Here is a 14,963-nt window from a genome sequence, read left to right on the forward strand (position 1 = left end):
AGCCGCCTACCCCTCGGGTACGCCGCCGTATGGAACCGGCCAGTATCCGTCCGTGCCATCCGGTCCCGGCGCCGCGACCGTCCCGGAGGAGAACCCTGTGACCTCGAAGCCGTCCACGCCCGACACCGACACCGACGGGCCGAAGACCGAGACCCACCTGACGACCCGGATCCGGATCAACATCCCCGGATCCCGGCCGATCCCGCCCGTGGTCGTGCGCAAGCCCGTCAAGGACGGCGCCCAGGACGCGTCCCCGGCCGCCGCCGGACCGGCCCCGGACGCGGCCGCGCGCACGCCCGAGCGGCGACCCGCGCAGGGTCGGCCCGCGGCCTCGGCGCCCGCGCTGCCCGCGGCACCGGCCCCCGCGCCCGAGCCGGCCCCCGCGCCCGCCGAGGCGCCGGCCGGCGGATGGTTCGCCCCGCGCAAGGCCGTGACGCCCCCGCCGACCGCGACGCCCCCGGCCGGCGTGCCCGTCGGCGGCCCCGGTGCGGCCGGCCCTGGTGCGCCCGGCGGTCCCGGTGCGCCCGGCGGTCCCGGCGCGCCCGGGCCCGGCGCGAGCTACGGCTCCGGCGTGCCCGGCACCGGCGCCGGCTTCGCGCCCCCCGCCGAGCCCGGACGCCCGCAGCCCCCGGCCGCGCACGGCAGCGGAGCCGGCTTCGCCCCGGCCCCCGCCGTCGGCGGACCCGGAGTCGGCGCGCCCCAGGGGTACGCCGGGTACGACAACGGGCCCGTCACCGAGCCCTTCCCCGCCTTCCCGGAGCCCGCCGGGCCGACGGGCGGACCCGCGCTGGGCACCGTACCCGTCGGCGCCGAGGCGCCCCCGAGCTGGCCCGGCCCGGAGGCCTTCGACACCCCGGCCCCCGCGCCCGTGCCCGCCCCCGGCCCGGCCGCCCCGCCGCCGGGCCCGAAGCCGCCGCGCCAGACGACGCCGCCGCCCGCCCCCGCCGGCAAGTCCGGCAAGGCCGCCCCGGCCGGCAAGCCCGCCAAGAAGAAGGGCCGCTCCAAGCTGGTCCTGCTCGGCGGCGGCATCGTCGTCCTCGCCGGCGTGGCCTACGGCGCCGGCCTGCTCATGAACCACTCCGACGTCCCCAAGGGCACCACCGTCCTCGGCGTCGACATCAGCGGCAGCCGCGACGACGCCGTCGCCAAGCTCCAGACCGCCTTCGGCAAGCGGGCCGCCGCGCCGCTCCAGCTCAGCGTCGGCGGCAAGCAGGTCGAACTGAAGCCCGAGAAGGCCGGCCTGACCCTCGACAGCCAGACCACCGTCCGCAACGCCACGGGCAGCGACTACAACCCCGTCACCGTCATCGGCTCCCTCTTCGGCGTCGAGCGCACGGCCACCGCCGTGATGCCGGTCGACGAGGAGAAGCTGCGGGTCTCCCTCCAGGAACTGGCCGGCGCCGCCGGCTCGGCCTCCGAGAGCACCATCAAGTTCGACACCGGCAAGGCCGTGGCCGTCCTCGGCAAGGCCGGCGAGGGCCTCGACGTCGACGCCTCCGTCGACAAGGTCACCAAGGCCTTCCGCGAACTCGTCGCCAACGGCAAGTCCCCGACCGTCCAACTCCCCGTCGCCAAGAGGGAGCCCACGGTCACCCAGGCCGAACTGGACCGGGCCATGAAGGAGTTCGCCGAACCCGCGATGTCCGGCGTGGCGACCGTCAAGGCGGGCACCAAGTCCATCCCCTTCGGCCCCAAGTCCCTGCCGAAGATCCTCAGCATGACGGCCGTGGACGGACGCCTCGTCGAGAAGTACGACCTGGAAGCCCTCAAGGCCACCTACGGAAACGCCTTCGACGGGGTCCTGATCACCCGGGGCACCGGCGCCAAGACCCCCGTCACCCCGCAGGACGTGGCGGGCGCCCTCGGCAAGGCCCTCATCGGCAAGACCCCCGCCGAACGGACCGTCACGATCGACACCAACGCGAACTGACGGCCCACGACCGCGCGGCGATGCCCCTCCCCGGCCCCCTGGGAAGGGGCATCGCCGCATCCGGAACCCCGCCCCACCAGGCATGTCACCCCCAGCGCATGACATCCGTCATGCCGGAGTCACGACCCGCGACACTGCCGCACCCACCCCCGCACGGGCGAACCTTGGTGCATGACGACGACGACCGCGGCACACCCCGCCGCCCCGGGCCCCGCAGACGGAACCGGCGACACCGCAACCGTGGTGTCCTTCCAGAACGTGACCAAGAGCTACGGCAAGGTCCGGGCCGTCGACGGACTCTCCCTCGCACTCCACCCGGGCGAGACCGTCGCGCTCCTCGGCCCCAACGGCGCCGGCAAGTCCTCCGCCCTCGACCTGCTCCTCGGCCTGCGCCCCGCCGACTCCGGCACCGTCAGCCTCTTCGGCACCACCCCCCGCGAGGCCATCGCCTCCGGCCGGGTCGGCGCCATGCTCCAGAGCGGCGGCCTCATGGAGGAGGTGACCGTGCGCGAGCTAGTCACCCTCGGCTGCGCCCTGCACCCGCGCCCGTACCCCGTCGACGAGGTGCTCAGCCGGGCCGGGATCGAGGAGATCGCCGGCCGGCTCGTCAACAAGCTCTCCGGCGGCCAGGAGCAGCGCGTGCGCTTCGCCCTCGCCACCGCCGGCCGCAACGACCTGATCGTCCTCGACGAGCCCACCACCGGCATGGACGTCACCTCCCGCCAGGCCTTCTGGGCCACCATGCGGGAACAGGCCGCCCAGGGCCGCACGGTCCTGTTCGCCACCCACTACCTGGAAGAGGCGGACGCCATCGCCGACCGCGTCCTCGTCCTCAACAAGGGCCGGCTGCTCGCCGACGGCACCGCCGCCGAGATCAAGGCCAGGGCCGGCGCCCGCAAGGTCGCCTTCGACCTCGACGGGCCGGTCGACGAGCAGGCGCTGCGCGCCCTGCCCGGCCTGACCGCCTTCGACCTCACCGGCCGCTCCGTACGGCTCCAGTCGCGCGACGCCGACGCCACCGTGCACGCCGTGTACGCGCTCGGCCTGCGCCCGCGCAACCTGGAGGTCGCCGGCCTCGGCCTGGAACAGGCCTTCATCGCCCTCACCGAGGCCGAGGAGGCCACCCGATGACGAACACCGCCACCACCGCCACCACCGCCAACTCCGTCAGCACCGCCAACTCCGTCAGCACCGGCACCCTGCGGCTGGTCAGGCTGGAGATCACCCGCGCCCTGCGCAACAAGAAGTACCTGTTCTTCACCGTCCTCTACCCGGCCGCCCTCTTCCTGATGCTCGGCGGCACCCTGGACGGCACGACGAAGGTCATGGGCACCGAACTGACCATGCCCGCCTTCTACATGGTCGCCATGGCATCCTTCGGCGCCCTCACCGCCGTGCTGGTCGGCAACAGCGAGCGCATCGCCAAGGAGCGGGAGAAGGGCTGGGTGCGCCAGCTGCGGCTGACGGCCCTGCCCGGACACGGCTACGTCCTCGCCAAGACCGCCAGCGCCGGCGTCCTGTCCCTGCCGTCCATCCTGGTCGTCTTCGCCGTCGCCGCCGGGGCCAAGGGCGTACGGTTCGAGGCCTGGCAGTGGCTCGCCCTCACCGGCTCGATCTGGGCCGGCAGCCTCGTCTTCGCCGCGCTGGGCGTCGCCATCGGCTACCTGGCCAGCGCGGACAACGTCCGCCCCATCACGATGCTGATCTACTTCGCCCTGGCGATCCTCGGCGGCCTGTGGATGCCCACCGCGAACTTCCCGCAGTGGCTCCGCGACATCTGCGAGTGGCTGCCGACCCGCGCCTACACCGGCCTCGGCCAGGCCATCGAGCTCGGGGGCGCGCCGCACGCCAAGGACGTGGCGATCCTCGCCGTGTACTTCGTACTGTTCACCGGTGCGGCCGCCTGGCTGTACCGCAAGGACTCGCTGAAGGCCTGAGGACGTGGCGCTGACACAGGAGGAGGCCGACGGTCTGCACCGCATCGGCCAGGCACCGGAGACCACCACCCACAAGGTGGTGAAGAGCCTGTGGATCGGGATCTGGCTCTTCTACCTCAGCGCCCCCGTCACCGACCTGGTCAGCGGCGGGCACAGCACCGGCGCCCGGCTGCTCGGCGGCCTGGGCCTGCTGGCCTTCACCTGCTGGTACCTGGTGCTGGTCTTCCGCACCGTCAAGATGATGCCGGTGCCCCGGGTGCTGGTCTCCCTCGCGGTGCTCGCCACGCAGGCCACCGTGCTGTCGCTGACCCTGGGCCGCGAGTGGCTCGTGCTCTTTGTGTACGTGTCCATCTCCTCCGGCGCCGCACTGCCGGGGGAGGTGTCCCGCTGGACCGTCCCCGGCGCGACCGCGCTGCTGACGGCGGTCGCCCTCGCGGTCCCGGGCGGCACCCAGTACCTGGCCGGGCTGGTGGTCCCCGCGCTGATGGGCGGCTTCGCGATGGTCGGGGTCCGGGCGATGATCCGGACCACGACGGAGCTGCGCCAGGCCCGGGCCACGGTCGCCGAGCTCGCCGCCAACGAGGAGCGCCTGCGGATGGCCCGCGACCTGCACGACCTGCTGGGCCACTCGCTGTCGCTGATCACGCTCAAGAGCGAGCTGGCGGGCCGGATGCTGCCCGAGCACCCCGAACGGGCCGCCCAGCAGGTCGCGGACATCGAACGGGTCAGCCGGCAGGCGCTGGTCGACGTACGGGAGGCCGTGAGCGGCTACCGGCGGCCGACGCTGCCCGGCGAACTCGCGGGCGCGCGCACGGCGCTGGCGGCGGCGGGCGTGACGGCGGACCTGCCGGCCGGCTGCGACGACGCCCAGCTGCCGGAGGAGACGGAGTCGGCGCTGGCGTGGTCCCTGCGCGAGGCCGTCACGAACGTGGTCCGGCACAGCGGGGCCCGGCGCTGCACCGTCACCCTCACCACCCGCCAGACCCTCGCGGGCCCGGTCGTCGAGCTGACCGTCACCGACGACGGGACGGGCGGCCCCGCCGTCCCCGGCAACGGACTGACCGGCCTGACGGAGCGCCTGGAAGCGGTCGGCGGCACCCTGTCGGCCGGGCCGGCGGGCAAGTCCGGCTTCCGCCTGCTGGCGCGGGTCCCCCTAGGATCCGGGTCATGAGCGAAACCGGCGCCGCCCCCATCCGGATCCTCCTGGCGGAGGACCAGTCGATGGTCCGGGAGGCCCTCGCGGCTCTCCTCGGACTGGAACCGGACATCGAGGTCCTGGCCCAGGTCGCCCGGGGCGACGAGGTGGTCGCGGCGGCCCGCTCCCACGACGTGAACGTGGCCCTGCTCGACATCGAGATGCCGGGCATGACGGGCATCGAGGCGGCCGCGCAGCTGCGGGCCGCCCTCCCCGCCGTCAAGATCGTCGTGCTGACCACCTTCGGCCGCCCCGGCTACCTCCGCCGCGCGATGGAGGCGGGCGCCTCCGCCTTCCTGGTCAAGGACGCCCCGGCCGCCCAGCTCGCCGACGCGGTCCGCAAGGTCCTGGCGGGGGAGCGCGTCATCGACCCCACCCTCGCCGCGGCGGCCCTCGCGGAGGGGGCGAACCCCCTGACGGACCGCGAGCGGGAGGTCCTGCGGGCGGCGGAGTTCGGCGCGACCAACGCCGAACTGGCCTCCCGCCTCGGCCTCTCCCAGGGCACGGTCCGCAACTACCTCTCGACGGCCATCCAGAAACTCGCGTCCCGCAACCGCGCCGAAGCGGTGCGCGTGGCCCGCGAGAAGGGCTGGCTCCAGGGGCTCCAGGGGCTCCGCCCCTGACCCCGGTACCGGACGCTCCGCGCCCGGTGCGCTCAAACTCCCCCAGCTACCGCTGGGAGGTGCCCCCAGCGCGGGCTGGATTCGCGCGGCGGCCGGGCGGGCCCGGCGGCGAGGCTAGTTCAGCAGGGCGCGAGCTGCGAGGGCCTCGCCGCGGATGCGCCCCGCCTCGGACTTGTCCACCGCGTCCATGACCTCCGCGTACGCGTCCATCTCCGCCGCCCCCTCGCGGAACGCGCCCCGCTCCACCAGGAGCCGCGCCCGCTCGTACCGCAGGGCCGCCGGATGGGACGGCAGGAGCAGCGACAGGTCCAGCGCCCACAGGGCGACCGCCGAGTGCTCCGGGCGGGAGGAGGCCCAGACGCGGATGTTGTTCAGGATCCGCAGCACGATGTCCAGCGTGCGGGCCGGCGTCCTGGGCGCGGCCGCCAGCTCCGCCGGGCCCGCGCCCAGCGAGGCGCCGCCGGCGAAGGGGTCCACCACCACCGACTCCTCCGGGTCCCCGAAGCCCACCACGAAGTGCCCCGGCAGCCCCAGCCCGTACACCGGCGCGCCCGCCCGCCGCGCCACCTCCAGCCACACCACCGAGAGGAGGATCGGCAGGCCCCGCCGCCGCTGCAGCACCTCGTGCAGCAGGGAGGACGACAGCCGGTCGTAGTCCTTCGGGGTGCCGTGGAAGCCCAGCCGGCCGCCCAGCAGTTCCGTCACCGCCGCCGCCCACGACCGCGCGTCCCGCAGCCCGTACGGCAGCATGCCCGCGAGCCGGTCCAGCTCGATCTCGGCCCGGTCCATGGCGTGTTCGTCCAGCGCCGGATCCGCCTCCGCGGCCAGCAGCAGGCACAGCCGGGCCAGGTCGGGCCGCTCCGCGCGGGCCTCCGCCGCGAACAGCTCCCGGGTGTTCACCGCGCCGCCCGGAAGTGGTGGTAGGAGTGGTGCGTGGCGAAGCCCATCCCGTCGTACAGGGCCCGCGCCGCCGGATTGTCCGTCTCCACCTGGAGCCACGCCGCCGAAGCACCCTCCTCCAGCGCCCGCCGGGCCAGCGCCGTCATCACCGCCGTCGCGAGCCCCCGCCGCCGGTCCTCCGGGGCGACGGTGACGGCCGCGAAGCCGGCCCAGCGGCCGTCGACCACACAGCGCCCGATCGCCCGGCCGCCGTCCAGGGAGGCGAACCACACCGACGGGCCCTCCACCAGCATCCGCCGGGCGAGTTCCGGGTCCCGGACCCTGCCGTAGCGGGCGAGCCACCGCTCGTCCGGCTCGCGGGTCAGCCGTACCGCCGCCACGTCCGCGTCCAGGTCGCCCACCGGGGCCAGACCCCCGACGCGGACCTCCGCCGAGACCTCGTTCACCCAGCCGCGCCGCTCCAGCTCCGCGCAGAGCAGCTCCTGCGTCCCGGCGGCGCCCGTCGCGGCCTGCACGTACGCCGGAAGGTCGCGCTCCGCGTACCAGGAGGTCACCCGCGCGAGTGCTTCGTCCAGGGATATGCCGGGGTCGCCGAGCGGGAGCGCGGAATTGGCGCGCCGCGTGAACCCGGCGGCGGCCCGCAGCGTCCACTCGCCGAGCGGCTCGCTCTCCAGCGGCAGCCAGGCCCGCGCCGTGACCCGCGCCAGCTCCTCGAAGGAGGCCGCGGGACCCCGCCGCCGGGCCGGCGCGGGGGGCACGACCTTGCCCGCGACCAGCGACGATTCCGGGATGTGGACGGACACGCCGTCCTTGCGTGTGATCGTGAGCACACCCCCGTTCCAGGATGTGAGAACCCCGACCGCGTCCGTGAACGCCGGGGCACCGCTCCGGCCGCCCTCCACCCGTCGTACGGAGACTCGTTTACCCACGTCAGCCGGGGTAATACGGATCTCCAGCAGCCCACCGGCAGTGATTTCCACAGCTCTGTCCGCCCCTCCTGTTCGGATCGTGCCCGGGAACGGAGATACTAGGTGCGGGCATCGACGACGCCGCGCTCCCGCGCGAATGGACAGCCCTACCGAGGAGGAACGAGAGCGTGACCTACGTCATCGCGGAGCCTTGTGTCGACGTCAAGGACAAGGCCTGTATCGAAGAGTGCCCCGTCGACTGCATCTACGAGGGCCAGCGGTCCTTGTACATCCACCCGGACGAGTGCGTCGACTGCGGCGCCTGTGAGCCGGTCTGCCCCGTCGAGGCCATCTTCTACGAGGACGACACCCCGGAGGAGTGGAAGGACTACTACAAGGCGAACGTCGAGTTCTTCGACGAGCTCGGCTCGCCCGGTGGTGCCTCCAAGCTCGGCCTGATCGAGCGCGACCATCCCTTCGTCGCGGCGCTGCCCGCCGACATCAACGCCGGCGAGCACTGACCGGTTCACGGCAGACGCGCTTCTCGGTCCCGTACGGCACTCCTGCCGCGCGGGACCGAGCCGTTTCTCCGTACGACACAGCCCCAGCACCCCACAGAGAGCAGAGAGCACCGTGGCCGCAGTTTCCGACCGTCTTCCCGCCTTTCCCTGGGACAAGCTGGAGCCGTACAAGGCCACGGCGGCGGCCCACGCTGACGGCATCGTCGACCTGTCCGTCGGCACCCCCGTGGACCCGGTGCCGGACCTGATCCAGCGCGCCCTCGTCGCCGCCGCCGACTCCCCGGGCTACCCGACCGTGTGGGGCACGCCCGCCCTGCGCGACGCGATCACCGGCTGGCTGCGCGGCCGCCTCGGTGCGAGCGCCGCCGGACACCGCAACGTCCTGCCGGTGGTCGGCTCCAAGGAGCTGGTGGCCTGGCTGCCGACCCAGCTGGGCCTGGGCGCCGGTGACAAGGTCGCCTACCCGCGCCTCGCGTACCCGACGTACGAGGTCGGCGCGCGGCTGTGCGGCGCCGAGGCCGTCGTCTACGACGACCCGACGCAGCTGGACCCGGCGGGCGTGAAGCTGCTGTGGCTCAACTCCCCGTCCAACCCCACCGGCAAGGTCATCCCGAAGGAAGAGCTGATCCGGATCGTCGCCTGGGCGCGCGAGCACGGCGTCCTCGTCTTCAGCGACGAGTGCTACCTGGAGCTGGGCTGGGAGGCCGAGCCCGTCTCCGTGCTGCACGACGACGTGTGCGGCGGCTCCTACGAGGGCCTCGTCGCGGTCCACTCGCTCTCCAAGCGCTCCAACCTGGCCGGTTACCGGGCCGCGTTCATCGCCGGAGACGCGGCCGTCCTCGGCGAGCTGCTGGAGATCCGCAAGCACGGCGGCATGATGACCCCCGCCCCGGTCCAGGCCGCCACGGTGGCGGCCCTCGGTGACGACGCCCACGTGGAGGAGCAGCGCGCCCGCTACGCGGCCCGCCGCGAGGCGCTGCGCACGGCCCTGGAAGCGCACGGCTTCCGCATCGAGCACAGCGAGGCCAGCCTCTACCTGTGGGCGACCCGCGACGAGCCCTGCTGGGACACCGTCGCGCACCTCGCGGAGCTCGGCATCCTGGTCGCGCCGGGCGACTTCTACGGCGAGGCCGGGGCGAACTTCGTCCGCGTGGCCTTCACCGCCACCGACGAGCGGGTCGCCGCCGCGGTCAAGCGCCTCGGCTGACCGGCGCCGCCCGCCGGCAGCGCGCCGAGGGGGCCGGGAGCTGTTGCTCCCGGCCCCCTCGGGCGTTCGTGGGTCCCGACGCGGGTCAGCCCAGCAGACCGCCCGGAAGGCCGCCGCCGGGCAGGCCGCCGCCCGGCAGGCCGCCGCCCAGGGCCTGACCGGCGACCGGCAGGCCGCCCAGCGTCTGGGTGGCTCCGCCGGCGCCGCCGAGGGCCTCGGTGGCGGGGGCCGCGACGGGGGCGGCGGCCGGGAGGGCCTCGGTGGCGGTGTGCGTGGCGTCGGTGGCCGCGCCGGCGTCGGGGGCGGTGAGCGTGTTCAGCTTCGGCAGGGACTCCAGGCCCACGGCGTCGGCCGCGCTGGCGGCGCCTGCCGCACCGACCACGGGAGCGGTACCGGCAGCGAGGAGAAGCGCGGCGCGGGCGATCCGACGGGTCAGGGGGAGGGTCATGATGCTCCTAAGCGGTAGCGGCTGAGTACGCCGTGTACAACCGCTCCCGGGGTGGGGGGAGTTGCGGACCCCCCGGGTAAAGGATCAGTAACGCATCGTTTAATCGGCTTCCGTGACAAGAGCACCGGACCCGCGCCGACCTGCGGTTCTGTCCGCCTTCCGGGTGTACGGGCCGAAGGCGTGGACCCCCCTCCCGGGTGACGGGGCGTACGGGTGACCGTGCCGCGGGGGCGCCCCCGCCGCCCGGCCGCGCGCCGGGCGCCCACGCGGGGCGCCGCCCCCCGGCCGACGGTCTGGGCCGACCGGGCTGGTGAGTACCGCGGGGCGGCGGGTGCCGCCGGGCCAGCGGATGCCCCGGGTCCGGCGGGTGCCGCCGGATCGGCGGGTGCGTGCGTCAGCGGGGGGTGGCGCGGGCCATGAAGATGCGGACCTCGCCCGGCGCCGCGTCGCGCGCACCGCCGCCACCTGCCTTGCCGCCGCCCCTGCCCTTGGCCTGCCAGGCGCCGCCGTCCCGCCCGGCCGCCCACGAGGAGCCGTCGTACGACACCCGCGCGATGCCCAGCTCCTTCGACCGGGCCACCGCCCAGTGGGCCATCGCCCGCCCGCGCCGCGCCTCGGCCGGACCGCCGCCCTCCTTGAGCCGCAGCCCGACCTCCGCCTCGGGCACCGACCCGGCCGGAGCGCCCGCCCGGCCCGCGCCCAGCGCCTCCCGCGCCGGCGCCCCGAACGCCCGTACCAGCTCCGCCCGCACCTTCTCCGGGTCGCCCGCCGAGGGCATCGGGCCGGAGCAGACCAGGGAGGCCGGCGTGCCGTTCTCACCGAAGGCCGCCGTCAGCACCGTCGCGTCCGGCTCGTGCTTCGCGTACGCCTGCGGGAAACCACTGAGCTGCACCTTCTGCGCCGCCACCGTCAGCGGCAGCCGGGTGTACCCCTTGATCTCCGCGAGCCGGTCGTAGAAGATCCCCGCCGAGTACACCGGGTCCATGATCTGCTCCGGGGTGCCCCAGCCCTGCGAGGGCCGCTGCTGGAACAGCCCCAGCGAATCCCGGTCCCCGTGGTCGAGGTTGCGCAGACCCGACTCCTGCATCGCCGTGGCCAGCGCGATGGTCACCGCCCGGTCCGGCAGCCCCTTGGAGATCCCGACGGCGGCTATCGTCGCCGCGTTCGACGCCTGCTCCGGGGTCATCTCGTACGTCTGGACGTCCCCCGCACCCGCGGAGCCCGCCGCCCCGGTCGCCGAAGCCGTGCAGTAGGAGGCGCCGTTGTCGGATTCCCGCTGGACGACGAAGTACCCGATCACCCCGAGCAGGACGACCAGGCCTACGGCCTTGCGGAACGGCCGGCGGCGGCGGGGGCGGGAGCGATCGGTCTCGGACACGCGGCCCACCGTACTTGAGGCCGATAAACCGTCCACCGGGCGGACGCTCCCGCTTCCCTCCCATCCCGGGGCGTTAGGGTCAGTTCCATGTCCGAATCCGAGCTGGACCTCACCCTGGACGCTGCCGAGCTGACCGCCCGGCTCGTCGACATCCCTTCCGTGAGCGGCGACGAGAAGGTCCTCGCCGACCTGGTGGAAGCGGCGCTGCGCGCCCTCCCGCACCTCACCGTCGACCGCCTCGGCAACAACGTCGTCGCCCGTACGCACCTCGGCCGCGCCGAACGCGTCGTACTCGCCGGCCACCTCGACACCGTGCCGATCGCCGACAACGTCCCGTCCCGCCTGGACGAGAACGACGTCCTGTGGGGCTGCGGCACGACGGACATGAAGTCCGGGGTCGCCGTACAGCTGAGGATCGCGGCGACCGTCCCCGAACCCAACCGCGACCTCACCTTCGTCTTCTACGACCAGGAGGAGGTGGCCGCCGACCTCAACGGCCTCGGCAAGGTCGCCGCCGCCCACCCCGACTGGCTGACCGGTGACTTCGCCGTCCTGCTGGAACCCTCCAACGCCGAGGTCGAGGGCGGCTGCCAGGGCACCCTGCGCGTGCTGCTGCGCACCGAGGGCGAGCGCGCCCACTCCGCGCGCAGCTGGATGGGCTCCAACGCCATCCACACCGCCGCCCCGATCCTGGCGAAGCTGGCCGCGTACGAGCCCCGCAAGCCGGTCATCGACGGCCTGGAGTACCACGAGGGCCTCAACGCGGTCCGCATCGAGGGCGGCGTCGCCAACAACGTCATCCCCGACGCCTGCACGGTCACCGTGAACTTCCGCTACGCCCCCGACCGCAGCGAGGCCGACGCGCTGGCCCACGTCAAGGAGGTCTTCGCGGACTGCGACATCGCCGAGTTCGTGGTCGACGACTCCTCCGGCGGCGCCCTGCCCGGCCTGTCCCACCCGGCCGCCGCGGCCTTCATGGAGGCGGTCGGCGGCCGTCCGATGCCCAAGTTCGGCTGGACCGACGTCTCCCGCTTCAGCGCGCTCGGCGTCCCGGCGGTCAACTACGGGCCGGGCGACGCGCTGCTGGCCCACAAGGTCGACGAGCGTGTCGAGACGAAGGCCATCCTGCACTGCGAGGAACGACTCCGCGCCTGGCTGACCTCGTAAATTCCCCTTCCGGCCACCTTCGTGCGCCTAACCTGATCCAACGATCAGCTGGAGGGAGCACATCATGGGCAACCACGGCAATGCCGAGGGGTCTCGCCGTCGGCCCGAGGAGCAGCAGCTCGGGCCGGTGCTGCGCAGGCGGGGCCAGGTGCAGGCGGGCAGTACGACGGACCAGCGGCTGCTGGACTCGGCCGGTCCCTCCGAGTGGGTGCACACCGATCCCTGGCGGGTCCTGCGCATCCAGTCGGAGTTCATCGAGGGCTTCGGCACCCTGGCGGAGCTGCCGCCCGCGATCAGTGTGTTCGGCTCCGCCCGGACGCCGGTGGACTCGCCCGAGTACGAGGCGGGCGTACGCATCGGCAGCGCCCTCGTCGAGGCCGGCTTCGCCGTGATCACCGGCGGCGGCCCGGGCGCGATGGAGGCGGCCAACAAGGGCGCCCGCGAGGCGAACGGCATCTCCGTCGGCCTGGGCATCGAGCTCCCCTTCGAACAGGGGCTCAACCAGCACGTCGACCTCGGGCTGAACTTCCGGTACTTCTTCGTCCGCAAGACGATGTTCGTGAAGTACAGCCAGGGCTTCGTGGTCCTGCCGGGCGGGCTCGGCACCCTGGACGAGATGTTCGAGGCGCTGACCCTGGTCCAGACGCAGAAGATCACCAGGTTCCCCATCGTGCTCTTCGGCACGGAGTACTGGGGCGGCCTGATCGACTGGCTGCGCAACACGGTCATCGCCCAGGGCAAGGCCTCGGAGAAGGACCTCTACCTCTTCCACGTCACGGACGACGTGGACGAGGCGATCGCGCTGGTCACGAAGGAAGTCGGCAAGTAGGAACCACGGCCGCGCCGCCACGGCCGCGCCGCCACGGCGGCGCGGCTCGGGGGCGCTCGGGGTGCCTCAGGCCAGGCCGCGGCGGGCGACGGCCGGCGGGCGGTGCCCCTGGATCGAGCGGACCATGTCGAGGACCTGCTTCGTCTCCGCGACCTCGTGGACGCGGTAGACCTGCGCGCCGAGCCAGGCCGAGACGGCCGTGGTCGCCAGGGTGCCCAGCAGGCGCTCCTTGACCGGCTTGTCGAGGGTCTCGCCGACGAAGTCCTTGTTGGACAGGGAGACCAGCACCGGCCAACCGGTTTCGGTCATCTCCGCGAGCCGGCGGGTGGCCTCCAGCGAATGCCGGGTGTTCTTCCCGAAGTCGTGACCCGGATCGATCATGATCGACTCGCGGGGCACCCCGAGGGCCGCGGCCCGCTCCGCGAGCCCGACCGTGACGCGCAGGATGTCCTCCACCACGTCCTCGTACGAGGTCCGGTGCGGCCGCGTGCGCGGCTCGACCCCGCCCGCGTGGGTGCACACGATGCCCGCGCCGTAGCGCGCGGCGACCTCCGCCAGCTTCGGGTCCACCCCGCCCCACGCGTCGTTCAGCACGTCCGCCCCGGCCTCGCAGACCGCCTCGCCGACCTCGTGCCGCCAGGTGTCCACGCTGATCACCACGTCCGGGTGGCGGCGGCGCACCTCCGCCACGAAGCCGACCGTGCGCCGGGCCTCCTCCGCCGCGTCCACGTGCTCGCCGGGGCCCGCCTTCACCCCGCCGATGTCGATGATCGCCGCGCCCTCGGCCACGGCCCGCTCCACCCGGTCGAGGGCCGGCTCGTCGCGGAAGGTGGCGCCCTGGTCGTAGAAGGAGTCCGGGGTGCGGTTCACGATGGCCATGATCACCGGCTCGTGGGTGTCGAACTCGCGCCTGCCCAGTCGCAGCATCCTGCTCTTTCCTCCTTCGGCGACCCTCGCGCCTCGTCTGCGACCTTAACCTGAGGGCAGGAGTCTCTCAGGGGAGTTGATCGTGTTCTGGTTCTTGCTGATCGCGCTGGTCGTGGTCGTGGCCGCGGTCACCCTCGCGGTGGTCGGCGGCGGCTCCGAAGCCGTACTGCCCGAGGCCGAGCCGGACCGGGTGGCCGACGCGCTCCCGGAGAGCCGGCCGGTGGTGCGGGCCGACATCGACGCGCTGCGCCTGCCGGTCGCGCCGCGCGGCTACCGGATGGCCGAGGTGGACGACGTACTGGACCGGCTCGCCGCCGAGCTGGCCGAGCGGGACGCGCGGATCGCGGAGCTGACGGCCGCGCGCGCCCACGCCCCGGCGGACCGGGTCGACCTCACGAAGGACGAGCGGTGAGCGGCGCGGGACTGCTGGCGGGCCCGGACGGCGGCCTGCGCTGCCCCTGGGGGCTCTCCACGGAGGACTACGTCACCTACCACGACACCGAATGGGGCAAGCCCGTCCACGGGGACGACGCCCTGTACGAACGGCTGTGCCTGGAAGCCTTCCAGTCCGGGCTGTCCTGGATCACGATCCTGCGCAGGCGCGAGGGCTTCCGCAAGGCCTTCGCGGACTTCGAGATCGCGGCGGTCGCCGAGTTCGGGCCGGCCGACGCCGAACGGCTGATGGGCGACGAGGGGATCATCCGCAACCGGGCCAAGATCGAGGCCACCCTCGCCAACGCGAAGGTGCTGGCCGGCTGGGGGGCGGGGGAGCTGGACGAGCTGATCTGGTCCCACGCCCCCGCCGAGCGGGGCCGGGCCCCGAGGAGCACCGCCGACGTGCCGGCGGTGACCCCGGAGTCCACGGCCCTGGCCAAGGCCCTGAAGAAGGCGGGCATCCGCTTCGTCGGGCCGACCACGGCCTACGCCCTGATGCAGGCCTGCGGCCTGGTCAACGACCACCTCGCGGGCTGCGTGTCCCGCGAGGGGTGAGGC

The 14,963-nt window shown here is 74.0% G+C and carries 16 protein-coding genes; 11 read left to right on the forward strand and 5 right to left on the reverse strand.

Annotated elements, in window-relative coordinates:
* Positions 1–97: 97 nt before the first annotated feature.
* The 5 genes from D1J60_RS37370 to D1J60_RS23140 all read left to right on the forward strand — a co-directional run bounded on the left by D1J60_RS37370 (position 98) and on the right by D1J60_RS23140 (position 5,685).
* The gene (locus tag D1J60_RS37370; RefSeq protein WP_347147193.1) at positions 98–1,930 is read left to right on the forward strand and encodes a hypothetical protein; all 1,833 of its coding nucleotides are present in this window, start codon (positions 98–100) and stop codon (positions 1,928–1,930) included.
* Between the two features lie 240 nt (positions 1,931–2,170).
* On the forward strand, positions 2,171–3,061 hold the full coding sequence (locus D1J60_RS23125) for an ABC transporter ATP-binding protein (protein WP_125824153.1): 891 nt from the start codon (positions 2,171–2,173) through the stop codon (positions 3,059–3,061).
* Entirely contained in the window at positions 3,058–3,867 is an 810-nt protein-coding gene (locus D1J60_RS23130) for an ABC transporter permease (protein ID WP_164720951.1), read from the forward strand. The genes D1J60_RS23125 and D1J60_RS23130 overlap by 4 nt, the downstream gene beginning before the upstream one ends.
* Before the next feature lie 4 nt (positions 3,868–3,871).
* On the forward strand, positions 3,872–5,038 hold the full coding sequence (locus D1J60_RS23135; RefSeq protein ID WP_125822395.1) for a sensor histidine kinase: 1,167 nt from the start codon (positions 3,872–3,874) through the stop codon (positions 5,036–5,038).
* Positions 5,035–5,685, forward strand: a complete 651-nt coding sequence (locus tag D1J60_RS23140; RefSeq protein ID WP_125822396.1) for a response regulator transcription factor — start codon at positions 5,035–5,037, stop codon at positions 5,683–5,685. The genes D1J60_RS23135 and D1J60_RS23140 overlap by 4 nt, the downstream gene beginning before the upstream one ends.
* Positions 5,686–5,799: 114 nt before the next feature.
* On the opposite strand, the gene D1J60_RS23145 is transcribed toward D1J60_RS23140, so the two are convergent.
* Both D1J60_RS23145 and D1J60_RS23150 read right to left on the reverse strand, forming a co-directional pair.
* The gene (locus tag D1J60_RS23145) at positions 5,800–6,585 is read right to left on the reverse strand and encodes a transglutaminase-like domain-containing protein (RefSeq protein ID WP_125822397.1); all 786 of its coding nucleotides are present in this window, start codon (positions 6,583–6,585) and stop codon (positions 5,800–5,802) included.
* Positions 6,582–7,565, reverse strand: coding sequence for a GNAT family N-acetyltransferase (locus D1J60_RS23150; RefSeq protein ID WP_125822398.1), 984 nt, complete (start codon positions 7,563–7,565; stop codon positions 6,582–6,584). The genes D1J60_RS23145 and D1J60_RS23150 overlap by 4 nt, the downstream gene beginning before the upstream one ends.
* A gap of 116 nt (positions 7,566–7,681) precedes the next feature.
* Between D1J60_RS23150 and fdxA the strand changes: the two genes are divergently transcribed.
* A complete protein-coding gene (fdxA, locus tag D1J60_RS23155) occupies positions 7,682–8,014 on the forward strand; it encodes a ferredoxin (RefSeq protein WP_007266339.1) in 333 nt (110 codons plus the stop codon).
* 112 nt (positions 8,015–8,126) lie between these two features.
* Entirely contained in the window at positions 8,127–9,221 is a 1,095-nt protein-coding gene (gene dapC / locus D1J60_RS23160; protein ID WP_125822399.1) for a succinyldiaminopimelate transaminase, read from the forward strand.
* Positions 9,222–9,306: 85 nt separating this feature from the next.
* On the opposite strand, the gene D1J60_RS37725 is transcribed toward dapC, so the two are convergent.
* Together D1J60_RS37725 and D1J60_RS23170 are read right to left on the reverse strand one after the other, a co-directional pair.
* A complete protein-coding gene (locus D1J60_RS37725; protein ID WP_125822400.1) occupies positions 9,307–9,669 on the reverse strand; it encodes an ATP-binding protein in 363 nt (120 codons plus the stop codon).
* A gap of 394 nt (positions 9,670–10,063) precedes the next feature.
* On the reverse strand, positions 10,064–11,047 hold the full coding sequence (locus D1J60_RS23170) for a hypothetical protein (protein ID WP_241253374.1): 984 nt from the start codon (positions 11,045–11,047) through the stop codon (positions 10,064–10,066).
* An 87-nt stretch (positions 11,048–11,134) separates the two neighbouring features.
* On the opposite strand from D1J60_RS23170, the gene dapE reads away from it, so the two are divergent.
* Positions 11,135–12,214 (forward strand): succinyl-diaminopimelate desuccinylase, encoded by a 1,080-nt coding sequence (dapE, locus tag D1J60_RS23175; RefSeq protein WP_125822401.1) that lies wholly within the window; start codon positions 11,135–11,137, stop codon positions 12,212–12,214.
* A 64-nt stretch (positions 12,215–12,278) separates the two neighbouring features.
* Positions 12,279–13,043 (forward strand): TIGR00730 family Rossman fold protein, encoded by a 765-nt coding sequence (locus D1J60_RS23180; protein WP_125599835.1) that lies wholly within the window; start codon positions 12,279–12,281, stop codon positions 13,041–13,043.
* 66 nt (positions 13,044–13,109) lie between these two features.
* On the opposite strand, the gene folP is transcribed toward D1J60_RS23180, so the two are convergent.
* Entirely contained in the window at positions 13,110–13,970 is an 861-nt protein-coding gene (folP, locus tag D1J60_RS23185; protein ID WP_125822402.1) for a dihydropteroate synthase, read from the reverse strand.
* An 82-nt stretch (positions 13,971–14,052) separates the two neighbouring features.
* Here folP and D1J60_RS23190 point away from each other — a divergent pair, with 82 nt between their 5' ends.
* Both D1J60_RS23190 and D1J60_RS23195 read left to right on the forward strand, forming a co-directional pair.
* Positions 14,053–14,382 carry a DivIVA domain-containing protein gene (locus D1J60_RS23190; RefSeq protein WP_125599841.1) on the forward strand — a complete coding sequence of 110 codons (330 nt, stop codon included), beginning with the start codon at positions 14,053–14,055 and terminating at the stop codon, positions 14,380–14,382.
* Positions 14,379–14,960: a DNA-3-methyladenine glycosylase I gene (locus tag D1J60_RS23195; RefSeq protein ID WP_125599843.1), complete on the forward strand. Its 582-nt coding sequence runs from the start codon at positions 14,379–14,381 to the stop codon at positions 14,958–14,960. The genes D1J60_RS23190 and D1J60_RS23195 overlap by 4 nt, the downstream gene beginning before the upstream one ends.
* Positions 14,961–14,963: the final 3 nt, after the last annotated feature.

This window comes from Streptomyces sp. W1SF4 (assembly GCF_003950035.1).
Classification (GTDB): domain Bacteria; phylum Actinomycetota; class Actinomycetes; order Streptomycetales; family Streptomycetaceae; genus Streptomyces; species Streptomyces racemochromogenes.

Coding starts and splice junctions, on each gene's coding strand:
- D1J60_RS23140 (WP_125822396.1), top strand. CDS start 5,035: ATGAGCGAAACCGGCGCCGCCCCCATCCGGATCCTCCTGGCGGAGGAC.
- D1J60_RS23180 (WP_125599835.1), top strand. CDS start 12,279: ATGGGCAACCACGGCAATGCCGAGGGGTCTCGCCGTCGGCCCGAGGAG.
- D1J60_RS23130 (WP_164720951.1), top strand. CDS start 3,058: ATGACGAACACCGCCACCACCGCCACCACCGCCAACTCCGTCAGCACC.
- folP (WP_125822402.1), bottom strand. CDS start 13,970: ATGCTGCGACTGGGCAGGCGCGAGTTCGACACCCACGAGCCGGTGATC.
- D1J60_RS37725 (WP_125822400.1), bottom strand. CDS start 9,669: ATGACCCTCCCCCTGACCCGTCGGATCGCCCGCGCCGCGCTTCTCCTC.
- dapE (WP_125822401.1), top strand. CDS start 11,135: ATGTCCGAATCCGAGCTGGACCTCACCCTGGACGCTGCCGAGCTGACC.